The 20152-nt window shown below is 35.6% G+C and carries 14 protein-coding genes; all 14 read left to right on the top strand.

Annotated features, from left to right (window positions below):
* The first annotated feature begins 330 nt into the window (after positions 1–330).
* Positions 331–1920: a response regulator gene (locus tag JNUCC23_RS02945; RefSeq protein ID WP_454214209.1), complete on the top strand. Its 1590-nt coding sequence runs from the start codon at positions 331–333 to the stop codon at positions 1918–1920.
* An 18-nt stretch (positions 1921–1938) separates the two neighbouring features.
* The gene (locus JNUCC23_RS02950) at positions 1939–4698 is read left to right on the top strand and encodes a sensor histidine kinase (RefSeq protein WP_454214211.1); all 2760 of its coding nucleotides are present in this window, start codon (positions 1939–1941) and stop codon (positions 4696–4698) included.
* 347 nt (positions 4699–5045) lie between these two features.
* Entirely contained in the window at positions 5046–6005 is a 960-nt protein-coding gene (locus tag JNUCC23_RS02955; protein WP_403074887.1) for an ABC transporter permease, read from the top strand.
* Between the two features lie 16 nt (positions 6006–6021).
* The gene (locus tag JNUCC23_RS02960) at positions 6022–6906 is read left to right on the top strand and encodes a carbohydrate ABC transporter permease (protein WP_062184669.1); all 885 of its coding nucleotides are present in this window, start codon (positions 6022–6024) and stop codon (positions 6904–6906) included.
* A 14-nt stretch (positions 6907–6920) separates the two neighbouring features.
* Positions 6921–8618 (top strand): ABC transporter substrate-binding protein, encoded by a 1698-nt coding sequence (locus tag JNUCC23_RS02965; RefSeq protein ID WP_454214214.1) that lies wholly within the window; start codon positions 6921–6923, stop codon positions 8616–8618.
* A gap of 395 nt (positions 8619–9013) precedes the next feature.
* The gene (locus JNUCC23_RS02970) at positions 9014–10354 is read left to right on the top strand and encodes a sialidase family protein (RefSeq protein ID WP_454214216.1); all 1341 of its coding nucleotides are present in this window, start codon (positions 9014–9016) and stop codon (positions 10352–10354) included.
* A gap of 35 nt (positions 10355–10389) precedes the next feature.
* Positions 10390–11409, top strand: coding sequence for an SGNH/GDSL hydrolase family protein (locus tag JNUCC23_RS02975; RefSeq protein WP_454214218.1), 1020 nt, complete (start codon positions 10390–10392; stop codon positions 11407–11409).
* 47 nt (positions 11410–11456) lie between these two features.
* Positions 11457–12143 carry a YesL family protein gene (locus tag JNUCC23_RS02980; protein WP_403074876.1) on the top strand — a complete coding sequence of 229 codons (687 nt, stop codon included), beginning with the start codon at positions 11457–11459 and terminating at the stop codon, positions 12141–12143.
* A 19-nt stretch (positions 12144–12162) separates the two neighbouring features.
* Positions 12163–13092, top strand: coding sequence for a dihydrodipicolinate synthase family protein (locus JNUCC23_RS02985; RefSeq protein ID WP_454214220.1), 930 nt, complete (start codon positions 12163–12165; stop codon positions 13090–13092).
* 5 nt (positions 13093–13097) lie between these two features.
* The gene (locus JNUCC23_RS02990; RefSeq protein WP_454214222.1) at positions 13098–13307 is read left to right on the top strand and encodes a hypothetical protein; all 210 of its coding nucleotides are present in this window, start codon (positions 13098–13100) and stop codon (positions 13305–13307) included.
* On the top strand, positions 13304–14308 hold the full coding sequence (locus tag JNUCC23_RS02995) for an ROK family protein (RefSeq protein ID WP_454214224.1): 1005 nt from the start codon (positions 13304–13306) through the stop codon (positions 14306–14308). Before JNUCC23_RS02990 ends, JNUCC23_RS02995 begins: the two co-directional genes overlap by 4 nt.
* Before the next feature lie 316 nt (positions 14309–14624).
* On the top strand, positions 14625–15941 hold the full coding sequence (locus JNUCC23_RS03000; protein WP_454214226.1) for an alpha-L-fucosidase: 1317 nt from the start codon (positions 14625–14627) through the stop codon (positions 15939–15941).
* Between the two features lie 624 nt (positions 15942–16565).
* Positions 16566–18827, top strand: coding sequence for a helix-turn-helix domain-containing protein (locus tag JNUCC23_RS03005; RefSeq protein ID WP_454214228.1), 2262 nt, complete (start codon positions 16566–16568; stop codon positions 18825–18827).
* 338 nt (positions 18828–19165) lie between these two features.
* A complete protein-coding gene (locus JNUCC23_RS03010; protein ID WP_403074859.1) occupies positions 19166–20152 on the top strand; it encodes an ABC transporter permease in 987 nt (328 codons plus the stop codon).

A 20152-nucleotide genomic window follows, 5' to 3' on the forward strand; every position in this document is an offset into this window, starting at 1 on the left:
TTTTCTTATTGATCGTTTATTAAGATTATTAATATCAATTTGATCAAACTGATTACAAATCTATACTCAGAAGCAAAAATAACAGCCAAGAGTCCCCGTTCTCCACATTTAGCTCTTTTTCAATAACTTTTCCCCCATACTTAAACATTTTCTTATACAATAAGAGCAAGGTACCAATATGGTAATCCTTAAATGGACAAAGTAGCGGACGTTGTTTTTCGAAAGAATAGGGCAGAAATTCGTGATGGTTCATCAATAATCAACATACTTGAGCTAATAAACCAATCTAGTGATATTAATAGGCACACTTCTAAAAGGAGTTGAATGTTTTTGTATAAAGTAGTAGTAGTCGATGATGAAAAAAGCATTAGAGAAAGATTAACCCGTTATTTTCCATGGTCTGATGTTGGGTTTGAAGTAGTTGGGGCGGCAGAAAATGGCCGTGAAGCTCTAGTACTCATTGAACAGGAACATCCCGATGTAGTGTTGACTGACGTGCTTATGCCTGAAATGACAGGGTTGGAGCTCGCTAAAGAAATAAAAATATCATACCCAGATATAAAGGTCATCATCCTCAGTGCTTATGATGACTTTAAATATGCCCAGGATGCCATTCAATATGGTGTGAAGGGATATATGTTGAAACCATTGAATAAGGAGGATTTTTATGATGTTTTTAATAAACTGATGGGCGAATTAAATGAAGATGCAGAATTGAAAAAAGTAAGTGCATCAAATGAGAAGTGGAATACGCAGGAATTAATGCTATTGGATTTGATTAAAGGTGCAAACTTACAGAAGTATACTCAAGAATGGAGTGCGCAAAATCCATACATTAGGGTCGTTATCTTTTCATTTGAAAGGGTGTTTAAAGAAACCTCAACCTTCTCAATTAGGCAAAAGATTAAAGAACTTGCAATTGATTTTTGGAAGCGCTATCGTGTCCCTGTATTGTTTTACGGGAATAGTCTCATTTTATTAATCTCTGAACAGAAGCCTGTTTTAAGAAAAGATTTAAAGCCAAAAATTCTATTGTTTGCAGACTCTTTGCAACAAAATCTTGGAGAAATATTCAAAGAAAAGTCCCATATTGTTGTGGGGGTTGGCAATTTGGCCCAATCAATCCAAGAAATTAGCCGTTCTTATCATGAAGCTGTCCATGCTAGTAGCTATAAATATTTTAGTGAACATGAGACGGTCATCTTTCGTGAGGATTTGTCTGCCAACGAAGGATTCGCAAATAATAAGATAATTCAAGATAATATAGTGGAGCATGTGAACCGCATTGAGGGAAAACTGATGGAGTCTGTTTTAATTGGAGAAATAACTGAAATTTCAAACGATATCCACCGTTTCTTCGAGGCATTGGAGCGATCAAAAGGCCAGAAAATTTCAGAAATACGTGGTTCCTGTTCCGAGCTCGTCATTATGCTTATCTTCAGGCTTAAAGAAAAGGGGCTCGCACTCCCATCAATAGATAATCAACAAGTACTTGGAAAAATCTATGAGATTGATTCACTAAAGGAATTGAAAAGATGGCTGAAACAAATGCTGGAAACCATGTCTTATGATTTAACGAAAAGTGATGAGCAGAATGTTAATCGCTACGTGCTGATTGCCAAGGAATATGTGAAGTCAAATTATCATGAGAAGATCTCATTAATTGAAATGTCGAATATCCTATTCCTTCATCAAGCATATTTTAGTGCTATTTTTAAAAAAGAGACAGGACAAAATTTCATCGATTATGTGAATGAGGTTAGGATTGAGAAAGCCGCACAACTGCTAAGAGAGACAGATAATAAAGTTAAGATGATATCTGATATGGTCGGCTTCCATAGCCATTCGTATTTTATCAAAGTATTTAAAAATGAAAAAGGCGTCACGCCAGTCGTGTTTAGAAGACAGCAAAAACGGTAACGCTCGTGGAGGTATAGCATGAGGAAAAAAACAGGAATAGAAGGGAAATACCCTTTTCGAAACTATTTACTGATGTTTTCGTTGATTGTGGTATTCATTTTTCTTTTGCTATTAAGTTCTATTTATTATGTGAAAATAAAAGACTTTATTGAAGAAAAAAAAGAAGCCACTACCCAATTAAGGATAGACCAAATTTCTAATGAAATACAACTCAAGTTTAATAATATGTATGAAACGATTAACAACTTAAAGGCAAATGAGATTGTAATTCGATATATAGATGAATTGACAGGTTCGGAACTCAGTCCTTCCGATAAGTACTACCAGATGAAGAGTCTTGAGGAATACTTGTATGCAATCAAACAGAATAACAAACTCATTGATAGTATTCTGATTATTACACCAGAATCCCAATTCAGTTCAGACAGTAAATACGTGGATTACAAGTTTAATGGAATGAAATTAAAAAGTGAAGTGGAGAGTAATTATCATTTTGTTTCCATTGGTGAAACAAATAAGATGATCGAGCATCCTTTGTTAGGTGATAAGAACTGGCAAGAGGATGTTACTTCAAAAGACTTGAATAACCAAATGTATTTTGGAGCTAATAGTGTATCAGCGGACGGCCATTTTAAAGGGGTCATCCTAATTATAATGAATATGAATAATTTAGATGATCATATCTTTTATGCAGATCAAATTGCATTATATGACAGAAAAGGAACGATGCTTTTTAAAGGAAATCAAGTAGATGGAAATATTCCTCATGAGATCGATAGATTGGAACAGCGTAAAAAAGGATTGCTATCAAAGAAAGAAGATGTGGAACTTCATTATTCAAGTATACCTTTTTATAAGTTTCAACTCATTTATGCGGAACAAATAGGCTATTATTCGAAGCAAATGCAAACAACGTTGAAAGTGATTGCTCTGATTTTTCTTTTTACTGTATTAATTGCTTATATTTTTTCAAGAATAGTTGGTAGAAAAGTGCTTCAGCCTTTATATAAATTATTAACATCTTTAAAAGAGCATGAAGAAAGTAAAAGTTATAGCAGTCTCTTGCAAAAAAATGATAAAAGACACATTAAAATGAGCTTACGAGAACGATTCTTTTTTTATTTTTTAATGACCATTTTGTTGCCTCTCATTGTATTTATGGTGATCTTTTATTGGCAAACTTCTAAAATCGTTTTGGAGGATTTGCAGGAAAGTTATCACACAGTACATGAAAAAATGGCAAGGATTATGAGTAATGAAATCAATCAGAGAGAGCTAATTATGGCGAGGATCGCCTTAGATAATCCACTACAGTATAAAGTACAAGAGGAAAAAAAGGATGAGATAGGGTCTGAGTTGCTGGATAAAAAGAAATATTCCGAATTAATGAAACAGAATATATGGATCTATAATCAAAACGGTGAATTTTTGTACACGAATAGCTATAGTCATCCGAATCAATTAAATGATGAATTTTATCAACTTTTATTACATTCTGGTCGAAAAATAAGTTATACGTTGGAAAGAAACCATTTCAATAATAGTACAATTATAATGGGGATGCCGATATTTTCACCCGATAATTATTCAGAGGTGATTGGATACGTTACGGTAGATATTGATAGTAATCAACTATCAAACTTTTATTCAAATTGGCGAAAACCAGGCCTGGATTTGCTGTTAGTAGATAAGAATAATAGAATTATCTCCCATCAAAATCCAATGAAAATTGGCGGCGTTTTGGAAGTGACAGAAGATTTATTAGAAAATGACCATATTCAAAGTTTAAATGACCATATCTATAGTACAAAAATAACAGAACAAGGATGGAAATTTATCTCTAAATATAATTATTCTGATATACAAAAGCAGGTCAATCAATTGTTTATCAGCAATCTTTATTTGTTATTCATCATATTCCTGTTGTTACTCGTTTTTTCCTACTGGATTTCTAAACGAATATTGAGGCCGTTCGGTCAGTTAAATGAATTATTCAATACTTTCGATTTAAAAGGTTCTCATCATGAGATTGCTGAACAATTCTCAGGAATTGATGAGGTGGATACACTAACTAGAAACTTCAATACGATGATTCAGAGAATGGAAGAGTTAATACATGAATCGCTAGAGGCGAATAAAGAGCGCATCCAGCTAAAATATGAGAAGCGGGAGATTCAAATCAATGCTTTACAGTCGCAGATTAACCCACACTTTCTATATAATACTTTGGACAATTTGATTTATCTCGTTGAGTCAAATGAAACGGATAAATCGGTAGATATGATTGTTTCATTAAGTAGGCTGTTTCGATTCATTACGAATAAAGAACAGGTAATGATCGCAATCAGAGATGAGCTGGCCTATACTAAGACTTATATTAAAATTATGTCATATCGTTTTGATAATTTTGAATGTATTTGGGATGTTGATGATGATGTATTAAATTTTAAAACGGTTAAGTTGATTATCCAACCAGTTATTGAAAATGCGATTCACCATGGAGCTAGAAAAACAAAGAATATGGTAACCATTCATATTTCCTGTAAACGTATTGAAGATACGGTGCATATTCGTGTAAAAGATAATGCCATTGGTATAAGAGAAGAGGATCTTTCAAAGGTGAAAGCATATCTTTTCGCAGCGGTATTAAATAAATCAGGTATTTACAATGTTAATGGAAGGATCAAGCTTCATTTTGGAAGTATATATGGTCTTAACATAGAAAGTAAGTTCGGAGAAGGTACACAAGTTTCAATCGTTATTCCAATTGTTAAATAATTTTTTATGTAAAGGGTGTCCCAAAAGTCATGGAGTCAGCTCTCTTCACAATCCTATCTTAGTTTGATTTGTGTTTTAAATTATCTAGATATAGTACTGTGAATGGGAGTCAGACTTCGAATGGGGCATTGTTTGTATAACAAATAATACTTAGTCTATCGGATTTATAAATATAAATCCGATAGCTTCATTTTGCAGATAGAATGAAATATTCTTTACACTATTTTTACTAATGCTTAAAATAGTGATATTTTTTCTAAATATAGTAGAACTATCTGTTTTGATTTTATATTATTCTGAAAATAGTAAACGCTTTCAATAAAAGAATAGAGAGAGGGGGAAATATCATGCAAACAGCAATAGAAAGGGAAAGGGCGGTAGAATCAAAGCCCAAGCGTAAAGAAAATATTAATTGGGTTAGAATGAAGAAAATGAAGATGCTTTATTTTATGATGGCTATTCCGATGGTCATGTTATTTATCTTTCATTACATTCCAATGTATGGAATTTTGATCGCATTTAAAAACTTTTCTCCTGGCTTAGGTATTTGGGATAGTCCATGGAATAACTTTGAACATTTTAAAAGATTGTTTTCCGATTTCTTATTTATTAGGGCTTTGAAAAATACAGTCGTTATTAGTCTATTAAAGTTATTAATTGTTTTCCCAGCACCGATTATTTTTGCAATCTTATTAAATGAAATCAAAAGTGAAAAGTTTAAAAAGGTGAGTCAATCGATCTCGTACTTGCCACATTTTATGTCTTGGGTTATTTTGTCAGCGATGGTGATTGAAGTATTTTCTCCGCAAAGAGGAATTATCAACTATGTTATTACATTCTTTGGTGGAGAGGCCATTAACTTTATGTCTGATAAAGGTTCTTTTATCCCGATATTAATTCTTACTGATATGTGGAAAGAGTTGGGCTGGGGAGCGATTATTTATTTGGCTACGATCACGTCCATAGATCCTCAATTATATGAAGCAGCGGAAATAGATGGAGCAGGAAGATTTCGTAAAATGATTCATGTTACTCTTCCATCGATTATGCCAATGGTTATCATTATGTTTATTCTTCGACTAGGGGCAGTATTAAATGCCGGTTTCGATCAAATTCTTAACTTGTACAACCCACTAGTATATGAGGTTGCCGACATTATCGACACATATGTGTATCGAAGTGGATTAGAGCAATTCCAATTTGATTATGCAACAGCAGTAGGATTATTTAAAAACGTTATTGGTATAGCACTTATCCTCACCGCGAATGCGATCATTCGAAGAAAGAGCGAACACGGAATTTGGTAGGAAGGAGGATATAAAGATGGCGGTAAAAAAACGTAAAATATCTTTATTTGATATTCTAAATGTGACAGGATTTACCTTATTTTCAATTATCGTGTTGTACCCATTTTGGCAGACAGTTGTTTTATCTTTCTCAGATGCCGAATCTGCTTCTAGTCTCGGAATTAATTTATGGCCGGATAAATGGATACCAGATGCTTATACATTTGTATTTTCATACCAAAATATTATGGTCGCGTATTTAAATACAATTATTAGAACAGTGGTAGGGACGGTATTAATTGTTTCATTTACAGTATTAGCTGCATATCCGCTTTCAAAAAAAGATTTACCATATCGAAACTTTTTTACAATCTTTTTCTTGATTGCGATGTTCTTCTCAGGAGGTATGATTCCTGAATTTTTGCTAATTAAAAACCTTGGTTTAATTGATAGCCGTTTTGCATTAATCTTGCCTTCAGCGGTCAATGTCTTCTTTATCATCATCATGCGAAACTATTTTATGACGATTGATAAAGGGCTTGAAGAATCAGCGATTGTTGATGGTGCTAATTATTTCCAAATCTTAACTAAAATCATTATTCCAATATCGAAACCTGTTATCGCCACTGTAGCACTTTGGGCAGCGGTTTATCATTGGAATGAGTGGTTCCATGCTTTGATTTATATACAAGACGATTCATTAGATGTTTTACAAACCGTCGTAAGAGATATGCTTGTAGCGATGGATCTTACACAAGCGAATAGCCAAATGGGTGGAGGCGGCTCGTCCAATTCAGATTTGTTGTTAAGTAATGTGCGGGCAGCTACGGTAATCATTTCCATCGGCCCGATTGTTTTAATCTATCCATTTGTACAGAAATATTTCGTTAAAGGCATTATGATAGGTTCATTAAAAGGATAATGGGGGAATACACAATGAAGAAATATGCAAAAGTTCTGTCAGCCACAGCTTTATCAAGTGCGTTACTTCTAACAACTGCTTGCTCCAATAATGAAGCTACTTCAGGGGAAAAAATCGATATTGCAAGTTTGCCAGATTCAGGGGATTATTCAGATAAACTTGAATTAAGCTTATCTGGATCAATTACAAAAGGAAAAGCGGAAGATGATAACTATGTTCAAAAGAGATTAGAAGAACAATTTAACATCAAAATTAAAAACACAAAAGTAGATACTTGGAATAAAGACCAAGTGAACTTAATGGTTGCTTCTGGTGAATTACCTGATACATTTGCTTTTACTGCGGGGGGAAAAACACCACAGGAATTATTTGATGCAGGATTAACAAGAACGATTCCAAAAGAGATGCTTGAAAAGTATGCGCCTCGCTATATGAAAATGTTAGGGGAAAACCCACCAGGACCAGAAATGAACTTACTAAAGGGTTCAGATAATGAATATTTACAATTAATTGGTTTATATTCACATGTTGATGGATTAACTTGGACACCAACATTCCGTCTAGACTGGTTGGAAAAATTGGGATTTGAACCACCAGGGGAAATTAAACAAGTTGGCCCAAGCGGTGGACGTGAGAAAATCTATTATACAGACAAAGCTTATACACTTGAAGAAGTAGAAGAAATTTTAAAAGCGTTTACATTTAATGATCCAGATGGAAATGGCAAAAATGATACGTATGGAATTTCTCCATATAATGACCAAATGCACTGGGCAGCTTCTTTAATGGGATCATTTGGATTAGCTCCTGATTACAATTTTATCGAAGATGATAAATTAGTAGTTACAGAGATTTCTAAGAAATATAAAGAATTTCTTAAGTTGTTAGCTAAATGGTATGATATGGGCTTAATTGATCCTGAATTTACAACACTTGATTTAAATAAGAGTTGGGAAAAATACAAGCAAGGAAAAATCGGTTACTATATTGCACAATCTTCATATCTTGCCATGGATGATTGGACTAAAGGACGAGCGCCACAAAATCTTGTAGAAAATCCAAACTCTACTGCTAAAATACTGGCTACTGCACCGGAAATTGGTAAAGATGGACAGCAAGGTGTTGGTTCATTTATACCAGTTGGTAATTTAGCGGATGCATTCTATGTTTCAAAAAATGTAACAGATGAAGAACTAGCAAGAATTCTCCAAATTTTTGACTATATCAACTTTGATAATGAGGCAAGATGGACGCTTTATGGCGAAGTTGGCGTTCATTCAGATTGGGAAGGCGAGCCTGAAAAATCTGCCTTAAAGGTACGCCCTGAATATGCAGCTGAAGAAGGAAATTCTGGCTTCTGGGGTTATAACTTCCGTACCTATGATAAGGAAAGAGTACAGTGGTTTACATCAGAATATACAATGAATCTTAGAAAAGAATACTTTGCTCGAGATGATGTAAAAGAAAATATGTTAATTCGTCCATATAAATGGGATGTCTTGAATAAAACAAAAATGGCTGAAATGAAGTTGCGTTACCAAGGACAATTAAAAACAGTTGTTGATGAATTTAGAATGAAAGCGATTGTAGGGGAAATTGACATCGATAAAGAATGGGATAAATATATTGAAAATTGGTTGAATAACGGCGGACAAGATATCCTTGTAGAGATGGATAAATCAGATAAAGTATCAGATTTAATGAAGCAATAAGTAAGTAAGAGGTTTTCTATGAAAGGGTCTACTTTACACTCTATACACGGTTGATTGTGTCACTGAGACGTAATAAAAACGGTATATGGTAGATGATTAGGTATGACCCTATCATAATAAGCGGTCTTATTGTCTTCAATGATCTGTCGTTTTAATGGAGGAATCTTGATAAGGTGACAACAATATGCCTACTATCAGAAAAATAACACAGAAAAGGGGCGGGCTTTGCAAAATCAGCTCCGCACCGCCCCCTTCATAAGGTGATACAAATTGAGAACCTGAACCTTTTTCATCGCCTAAGTTGGGATCAGACACTCATGAACGTTTTTTATTACATATTACAGCTTAAATGAAATTGGAGTATCTATATTATTATAATAAAAGGAGATATTCACATGTCCAATATCCAGAAAGAAGCAATCTTTTATCCAGGTTTTGCAGATTCTAAATCTTATCGAATTCCATCTATGATTACAACATCGAAAGGGACTGTCATTGCAGGAATCGATGCAAGGCTTGTTGATCAAAGAGACAACCCTAATAAAATTGACGTGACGATTCGCCGTAGTGAGGATAACGGAGAAACATGGGGACCTGCGCAAAAATTAGTTGCCTATCCAGGAGAAGGATTAGATGGAGCAGCGGCAATTGATACAGCACTTTTAGAAGATGGAGAAACCGGCACGATATTTATGATTTTCTGCCATACTCCAGGTGGAGTTGGACTTTGGAATAGTGGCTCAGGAATTGGCTTTGATTCAGATGGGCGCAAGCAATTGTATGATCAAAATGGTCAATGTTATTTCCTTGCAAACAGTGGGCAAGTCTATGATTCAGACAATAATGTAACAGACTATACAGTAGACGAACAAGGGAATGTTTTTAAAGATAATCAGCAACACGGAAATATCTATTTAAAGAAAGGCATCGATCCTAATGAAAGTTTACTAGAAGCGAGATCTTGCTTTTTACAAATCATTCAGAGTGATGATGATGGCCGTACTTGGTCGAAACCTAGAGAATTGAATGTCATGGTGAAAGAGGAATGGATGAAGTTTATCGGTTCAGGTCCAGGCTGTGGGATTCAACTAAAGCAAGGGAAACATGCAGGCAGATTAGTTTTTCCAATATACTTCTCTAATGAAGCAGGTCACCTATCTTGTGCTTGTATTTATAGTGATGATCATGGGGTTACATGGAAACGTGGGGAATCGCCAAATGATGGCAGAGAATTGGACGGAGAAATTCTGTCTGCTGAAACAATCTCAGAAGGTAAACAATATTTGACAGAGTCTCAAGTGATTGAATTGCCTACAGGTGAATTGAAATATTATTTACGTAATCATTATGGAATTCAAAGAACAGCTGTTACAACAAGTACTGATGGCGGAGAAACATGGGGAGAAGTGACGTTTGATATGGCATTGGTCGATCCGACTTGTCAGTCAAGTGTTGTGCTTTATCCTGATTTGGGTGATGGCAAGGTACGTGTTTTATTCTCTAATCCAGATGATGAAAAAACGAGAGTAAAAGGAACCGTTCGCTTAAGTGAAGATGGTGGGAAGACATGGCCATACAGTAAAGTGATAGAAGACGGCTATTATGGATATTCTTGCTTAACTGTCCTTAGGAATGGTGAAATTGGCGTCCTATATGAACGTGTTTATGATTACTCTGATTGGAATAACATGGACATACAATTTTGTACGTTTACATTAGAATGGCTGAAATCTTAGGTTTTTAACTATGAAACTGATTTGGAGTGATTACTGTGCAACAACTGCCATTATCTGAAAAAATGTTTCATGGGGCCATCTCAATTGAAAAAACAGAAACGTATATGAAACCTTGGAGAATTCCTTTTGAGCAAGCTGAGATTTTTTTACCAAACGAGATTGGCGGGCAGGCAGAGCTTCCTGCTGGTGTCAGAATAGTAATTCGTAGTAATACGAAAATTATAAACATTGGAATATTGGACGCAGCTGAGTTTATGCAGATGGATTGTTTAATAAACGGTTCTCTATACAAAACTGCTCACATCTCAAAAGGAGATACTTCTGTACACTTTGATGGTCTTTCAGACGAAACAAAGCTGATCGAACTATATTTATCACAAAAAATGGCTGTACCTATTACTGGAATTTGGATTGATGAGCACGCAAAGTGGGAGCTTGTAGAGGATTCACGCTTGCACTGGGTTACTTATGGAAGTTCGATTACTCATTGTTATTATTCTGAGAGCCCTTCCCAAACATGGCCTGCGCTTGCATCGAATGAGATGGACTTTAATCTTACTTGCCTTGGATACAGTGGGAATTGTTTTTTGGAACCTCCGGTAGCGCGGATGATCCGCGATATGTCTGTTGATTTTATATCTATGTGTGTAGGAATCAACATTGTAAGAGGAAACGCGCTCTCAGATCGAACGTTTGCACCAGCATTAATGGGCTTTATCCAAATCATCCGAGATAAACAAAAAGATGTGCCAATTGCGATCATTTCTCCTATTTTTAACAGGGAATATGAAAAAACAGAAAACAAAGTTGGTTTATCACTTGAAAAGACAAGAAAAGAAATCGTACAAGTTATTGACATCTTGAAGAAGCATGGTGATCAAAATTTGTATTATTTAGACGGTCTTGAAATGTTTGGAGAAGAGTATGAAAAGTATATGCCTGACGGGCTGCATCCAAATGCTGAAGGCGATAAAATACTGGCTGTTCGTTTTCAACAGTTGGTAGAAGCAAACGTGCCTGTCAGAGACAAAGAAAAAATGATAAGTAAACTTTGATAGCATCGACATGACAATAGATGCTCAGAAAAAAATGGGGTGGGAAAATGTTTCAAACGGGCGGCTACATGGGGAAATTAAACACGGTCATGGAATGGATTGCAAGATTCTTTTTTGTTCAATTAATATGGATACTTTTCTGCATTTTGGGGCTTATCGTAGGAGGCATTTTTCCTGCCACATTTACAATGTTTGCGATTTGCAGGAAATGGATCAATAAACAAACAGAATTTCCTCTTTTTCGTACATTTTGGAATCTGTACCGTGCTTCTTTTTTTAAGGCCAATATATTGGGATGGGTTATTGTTGTGACAGGATTTAGTCTTTTTTATTATCTCCAATTATTTAGAGGGGGAAATGATACAATCCAAATCGTATTATTTTTCGTAGTTTCGACAATGTGCGTCGCATATTTGATGACGGTACTGTTTGTTATTCCGGTATATGTCCACTTTGAGATTAAACTATCCAATGTCATAAAATATGCAGCCATTACTGCCATCTCCCACCCATTTCATGTCATCAGCATGGCTGCCGTCATCACTGTCTTCAGCATGATCATGATCCAGTTTCCTGGGCTCTTTCCGTTCTTTAGTTTCAGCTTGTTGGCATATTCGCTTATGTGGCTCGCGAATACAGCATTTGTCAGTATGGAACGAAAGGCTTCTAAATTAAAAGGGAAAAACCCTGTGAATGGAATTACTTCAAATAAAGCAAAGATAATTGAAATTTAATGAGGGATGAGGCGGTAGTATGAATAGAATTAATAGAGAAAAATTCAAAGGGATTTTTGTTGCGATGTACTCCTGTTATGATCAAAACGGAGAAGTTTCTTATGAGCGTGTGAAAAAACTGGCTCGATATTATGCAGATAGTGGCGTAAAAGGATTATATGTTGGCGGAAGTTCTGGAGAGGGAATGCTCCAAACCAATGAAGAACGTAAACTTGTATTGGGTGCTGTCATGGAGGAAGTGGGAAAAGAACTGACCATCATTGCCCATGTTGGAAGTCCGTCTACGAAGCATAGTGTGGAGCTGGCAAAACATGCAGAGCTGGCAGGCGCGGATGCGATTTCTGCTGTCCCAGCTATTTATTACCGTCTCTCTCCTGCTAGTGTAAAACAACACTGGCAAAGTATGATTGACAGCACAGATCTTCCTTTTATTATTTATCATATTCCTCAAACTACAGGGTTCCATCTTTCTCCAGAGCTACTGAAAGAAATGGCCGCACAAGAGAAAGTAATTGGTGTGAAAATTTCATCTGAAAGCACATACGAGCTGCAGCAGTTTAAAGCAATTGGTGGAGAAGACTTCCTTGTTTTTAACGGACCAGATGAACAATACATTGCGGGTAGAATGATCGGGGCAGATGGAGGGATTGGCGGTACGTATGGTGTCATGCCTGAGTTGTTTTTGAAGATTGAACAGTGTTTTCAAGAAGGAAATATCGAGGAAGCACGACATTGGCAATATAAAGTAAACGATATCATTTCAGAATTATTATCCTACCCTTCTCTTTATGGTGCTTGTAAAGCGATCTTAAAGCTACGCCAAATTGATTGCGGAGAACCGCGTCTGCCGTTATTGCCAATAAGAAAGTCGGATGAGGCTTCCATAGAAAGATTAAACCAAAAAATCTTGGATTATATCAGTGATGCAAAAAGTGTAAGAGTGAGGTGAAGGGAATGGATTCGCAATTTTCCGAAAAAAGATTGACCATTACTTGCCACGTGTTTCAGGAAGAACCCTTACATGTTGGTGATACGTTGAAGAAAATAGTGATAGAAGTGGCTGGTACAGTTGGGCGTGTCATCACAAGGCAACAACTACTGATGGCCAAATTTATAGAAGCAGTCTGTGGCAATGATGACTCCCTTTTAGGTAAGCGAATATGACTCCAATCGAATTCGTTCCCTCAGCAGATTTTGCCATCGGTGTTGATATTGGAGGAACAAAGATAAACGCTGGAATAATCGATCGAAATGGTCAGATCCTTTTACAGCATCATTTGCCGACCCTTGCTCAGCAAGGAGAGGTGCTGAACCAAGTGAAAACATTGATTTCTAAGCTTTTGAATGAATACCACTATTCATTTGATGGTACTTCATTAAAGGGAGTTGGCATTGGCAGTGCTGGTCAAATCGATTGGAACAAAGGGAGTATCCGCTATGCTAATTCATTAATTCCTGGCTATACTGGAACGAAGTTAAAGGATGAATTGGAACATGAATTTACTGCCTCGGTGATTGTCGATAATGATGTGAATTGCTTGGCCCTAACTGAAAAATATTTAGGAGCTGCACAAAATAAAAGAAATGTCATCTGTTTAACACTCGGAACAGGAGTTGGCGGAGCTATTCTCATAGATGGAAAAATCATTCACGGTGCTTGGGGAGGTGCCGCTGAAATCGGCCATATGACAGTCGATTTTAACGGTGTTCCTTGTCATTGCGGGAGTATCGGCTGCCTTGAACAATATGCGTCAGGTACGGGTATTGCGTGGAGAATGCAAGAACTTCTTATGAAACAAGGAATAGGAACTACTCCAATCGAGGCAAAAAAAATCATTGCCGATTGGATAAAAGGTGATCCTACAGCAGCACTTGTTATGAATCAAGCAATTGCAGCACTAGGATCAGCGATTGCATCACTCGTTCATATATTTAATCCAGAAGCCATTATTATTGGCGGAGGGGTAGCGGAAGCAGGAGCACCTCTTATTGATGGAATAAAAGCGGAAATGAAAAAGCGAGCCATGTCTTCATTAGTAGAAGGCGTTGATATTTTCGCTGCCTACAAAGGAAACTTAGGGGGCATGATAGGTGCTGCTCTTCAATTGTGGGAATATGACGAAATAGGAACAAAAGTGAACCTTCAATCTGCAGATAAAATATAATCTGTATCGTTAATCAAAGGAGAAGACTTGAGTCTTCGTTTTACGACTTTAAGTCGTCAACATGAATGTCTAAATCCACCTACTTGAGTAGGTGGACGTTTAACATTAGTAAGTCTTTTCTCGATTTACCTCTAGAGGGAATAAATAGTACGCCTGCACCTCTGTTAAAATCGCGCACGTCCTGTGCAAGTCCGGTCCCAAACGTACTGCATACGCAAAAGGTTTGAGACTATTGCTCCCCGAACTTTTATCCTCCTTTTTGAACACGCACTTATAATATAACGACTATTCACTAGAGTATTGGAGGTTAATAAAAATGAATACAATTACCAATGAAAAAAAATTTGCAAATTGGCCTACACAATATGGGAATCCAGAATGGTTTCTAAAAGATCGTTTTGGGGTATTTATACATTTCGGTCTCTACACGCCAGCAGCACGCCATGAATGGGTCATGACACATGAAAAAACGCCTCTAGATGCATATCGTAAGTACTTTGAACATTTTGATCCAGATTTATTAGATGTAAAAGAATGGGCTCGTGTTGCTAAAGAGGCTGGTATGAAATATTTTGTTATAACGACAAAACATCATGAAGGCTTTGCATTATGGGATACGAAACTAAGTGAATATAAGGTGACAAACACACCAATAAAGCGAGATTTATTGTCTGAAATAATTGAGGCTTTTCGTGAAGTAGGATTAAAAGTAGGACTTTATCATTCCTTAATCGATTGGTATCATCCAGAATTTACACTCGATGGATTACATCCACAACGAGATGACGAAGATTTAAAAAAAGAAAATGTCAATCGAGATATGAATAAGTATTTGAAATTTATGCATGGACAAGTTCGAGAATTATTAACAGATTACGGTCAAATAGATTACATTTGGTTCGATTTTTCATATCCTCATCGAGATTGGGGTTGGTCTAAAGGAAAAGGGGCTATTGATTGGCAGTCTGAGAAATTAGAGAAGATGGTGTTAGAATTGCAACCGGATATTCTAATTAATGACCGCCTCGACTTAAATCGAGGTGTAATAACTCCAGAACAGTACCAACCAAATGAACCGGTTGAGAAAAATGGACTTCCCGTTATATGGGAAGCGTGCCAAACGATGAATGGAACTTGGGGATACCATCGCGATAACCTAGACTGGAAATCCACTGACATGCTCCTTAAAATGTTAATTGATACTGTCTCAAAAAGTGGGAATTTCCTATTGAACGTAGGGCCTAATGGGCGGGGAGAGTTTGATAGTCGTTCCATTTTGCGTTTACAAGAAATTGGAGAATGGATGAGATTGCATTCTCGTTCAATATATGGGGCAAAACATAGTGAATATAAAACGCCAAGTAACTGTCGCTATACGCAAAAAGGGAATCGTTTATATCTCCATATCTACTCATGGCCATTCCGACACATTCATTTGGAGGGTTTAGCTGGAAAAGTAAAATATGCGCAACTGCTTAATGATGCGTCAGAGGTTTACTTTAGAGAATTTGACCCTGAAGAGGTAATAACAAGTACAGAAGCGAAAATTGATATTAATTCAGTTGTATTGGAACTTCCTGTGCAAAAACCAGATGTAATTGTACCTGTGATTGAATTGTTTTTAAAGGAATAGATCGTAAGTGTGAAGATGGGAAAAATAGTAGCGAATAAGTACGTGATAGCAACATGAAATTTCACAAAAAGGTGTAATATCTAGCAGGATTCGTCTCATAACAATTTGCAAATGAATAGAAGAGACTACCAAAAAAGGTAAGCAAACTAATTGCGTTACTACTCGGATAGTCTCTTTTTCTTTGGCTGTTTTCGCATACTTTGTTGCTTTTGAATGATATTTACAATACTATCCTGGGTTGATTTCCGTTGCAGGTACTCGCTTTCGGCGGACGTTCTCAGGAGCCTCGTACCTTCCACTACAATCAACATCTGCTCGAATTTGTTACTTGAAAAAACAACAATCTTTACGAAAAGAGCCTTTTCTTTAGAATATTAATCAAGATTTAATAGAGTAGATATAACCAATTCAGTAGTTATTAATTATTGCATCAACCTATATGAGTAGCAATTTTCATAATGAGATGAATAGTTGTTGTGATTAGGGGAATGGACCCTTTTGAATGTTGATTAAATATTCGAAAATATTCACTTTTGTGATATAATATGGATAGAAAAAGAAAATAAGTAAAAAAAGGGAAGAAAACTAAAAGTGAATGTTTTTAGGGGGAAAGGGAGATGGAACTTGTCTGTAATTAATAGGATTAGATCTCGACTATTATATAAATATATTGTCTCCTATCTACTGGTTTTTCTTGTTCCATTTATGATTATGAGTGCAATAATCTATTATAATTCTGTATCTAATTTACGTCAGGAAATTGAACAATCCAATATTAATAAATTGGAACAGGTGGAGAAAATAACTGATGAGCGTATGAAGGAATTAAATACTCTAGCTGCAAGAATTTCTTATGATCCGCGCTTAACACCATATATGATGGGTCATGACTATTACAGCGGAGAGGCAATTGAAGAATTAAAAAAGTATAAGGCGAATAGCTCTATTATCGAAGAACTATTTGTTTATTATCATACGAAGGAAACATTATATTCGACTAGTGGTTCGTATTCCATTGATACTTTATTTAAAAAAAAGTATAGATTTGATCGATGGAAAAAGGAAGACTTTATTCGCGATTTGCATACGACAATTCCATTTATAAGGCCTATCGATAATGTAATTGTTAACAATTCTGATCATGATAGAATGATTGCTTACTTATTTCCAATCGCTCCGAGTAATCCAAGTCCTTATGGGACCGTCATGTATTTTATAGAGGAGTCAGTGATGACAGACCTAATTCAAAATATATTAGGAGAATTTAAAGGCAATGCATATATTTTTAATGAAAAGAATGAGATAGTTGCTGCCACCATTAATGATAAGGCTATTAACCAGAAAAATTTAGATTTATTAACCATTAAAGGCAATGGGGTTGATAACGTTGTAATTGATGGAAAAGACTATTCTCTTGCTTCCGTTAAGTCGGACGTTAGTGGTTGGACTTTTATCACTTTAATGGCCGCGGATCAATTTTTTGAGAAGCTTGATTATACGAAAAACTTAATAATGATAATTTTGATTTTTACTTTATTTATTGGTTTTGCTTTGGCTGTTTTACTAGGAAGAAATCAATACAGGCCAATAAGAAATCTGTTTGAAATAACAAACAAGAATGATAAACGCGGTGGTAATGTAGAGAGTGGAAATGAATGGGAGTCAATTCATAATACGATTACAAATGTATTCGAAGACCATCAAATATTAAATGAAGCAATGTATAGGCAAAAGCCTTTTGCTAGAGATCAATTACTAGTGAGACTATTAAAAGGTGACATAAGAGGTAACGAAGAAATAGAATCATTGTTACAGACCTTAAATATTAAAATGAGAAATGGTCACTACTTTGTAGCAATTGTCTATTTTGATAAAGGAACATTTAAAGAAGATAATATCGAAGAAAGAGAAGGGATTTTTAACCTGCTGGCAAATATCTCACTTAAAGATACCGCAGTGCACGGTATTGATTTGCTTTATAATGATGCAATGGCGATCATTATAAGTCTAGATCAGGTAAAAAGTAATACAGACAAACAACGTCAATTACTGGTACCAAAAATCAAAAAGTATATTCAAGGTACTTCATCAATTGAGCCTACTATTGGTGTAGGGGGGCTGTATGATGAAAAAAGTCGAATAAATCGTTCCTATATTGAAGCTCTTGCCGCAATGGAATACAAATTTGTAAACCCGCAAGGTAGTATTATCTATTTTGAGGATATTAGTTTACATCCAGAACAGGCACTAGGTTATCCCAAGGAAGAACAAATAAAACTTGTTCAAAGCTTAAAACAAGGGGATGAAATTGTTGCTGTAGAAACATTACGTAATATGTTTACAATCATTGCTGATAAAGATATGTCAATCCAAGTATCGAAATGCATTTGTTTTGATATTATCAATACGGTTGTGAAAACAGTTTCTGAATTGGGGTTAAGTAAACATCTTCATGATTTCAATCAAATAGTTGACTTTAATTCTATTGAACAATTACACAACCAGCTTGGTAATGTAGTTTTGACTATTTGTAAAGAGGTTGAAGCTAGGAAAGAGAGCCATAATGATAAACTACGAAATGATATTTTAGACTACATTAAAACAAATTATTATTTGTATGAGCTATCCTTAGGAAATATAGCTATTGAGTTTCATCTATCCCTATCATATCTAAGTCGGTTTATAAAAGAACAAACTGGTGTTACCTTTACACAATATTTACAGGATCTCCGCATGGACGAAGTGAAGAAGCAACTAAGGGAGACGGATCAATCGATTATTAATATAATAACTCAAGTGGGTTATAAAGATGTTGCCAATTTTACTAGAAAGTTCAAGAAAATAGTTGGCGTAACACCTGGGCAGTATCGTACGATAAATAAATAAAAGATATTTTAGTACCTTCGTATGATGGAGGTATTTTTTTATTGGAGTATAAATAACTCCATAAAGATGGGCCTTAAAAGTAAAGAAACTTTGAATTCTTTATCCTATTAAAGTGTTTTTAAACTCTAAACGCCGGTGGACAAGGGTTTGTAAGCATATTGTCAAAATAAACATACTAAAACAAAACTGACATATGTTCCAGTTCATAGCCCCTCTTTTCGAAAGCGTTAACAAGTGGATTATTTCTGTTATGACAACCTTTAGTAAAAACAACATATTGATTATCTTTTCTGAAAAAACTAATATGTAAGCAGTTACATAAAAGGGAGGGATATAAAATGGGGACAAGCACCGCTACTAACATACCACATGAAGAAGAGATAGAATCTTTTAAGCCAAAGTTAATACAAAGAAAACAAAAAAAGAAAAAAAATAGAAAGATCCTGCAAAATTGGCAACTGTACATATTTATATTGCCAGCACTTTTGTATTTTATTATCTTTCATTATGTTCCAATGTATGGGGTACAAATTGCCTTTAAAGATTTTATTCCCTCTTTGGGAATATGGGGCAGTGAATGGGTAGGGTTTGAACATTTCATTCGATTTTTTGATTCATATTATTTTTGGGACTTAATTAAGAATACACTTGAAATTAGCGTTTACGAATTAGCTGTTGGTTTTCCATTACCTATAATATTAGCACTTGCACTAAATGAGGCAAAAGATGGACTATACAAAAGAACCGTGCAAACAGTAACATACGCTCCACATTTTATATCCGTTGTTGTTATGGCAGGTATGATTCTTGCATTTCTATCACCAGCAACAGGTCTTGTAAATCATGCTATTCAGTTATTTGGCTTTGATCCAATTCCATTTATGAGTGATCCAAAATGGTTTAAAACGGTCTATGTATTTTCAGGTGTATGGCAAAGTACGGGGTGGGGAACGATCATTTATCTCGCAGCTCTCTCTGGTGTAGATCCACAACATCATGAAGCAGCAATTGTAGATGGTGCTACACGTCTTCAACGTATTTGGTATATAAACATTCCAGCACTTGTGCCTACAATGATTATCTTGTTAATTATGAACGTTGGTAACCTCCTCGCAATGGGGTTCGAGAAAATATTGCTACTACAAAATCCACTTAACTTGGAGTCGTCGAACGTTATCGCGACTTTCGTTTATCAGGCTGGTTTATTAGATGCCCAGTACAGTTTTGCTTCAGCGGTAGGATTATTTAACTCAATAATTAACGCTATTTTACTAATAACAGTGAACCAAGTTGCGAAAAAACGGTCGGAAACAAGTCTATGGTAG

The organism is Peribacillus sp. JNUCC 23, from assembly GCF_053653995.1.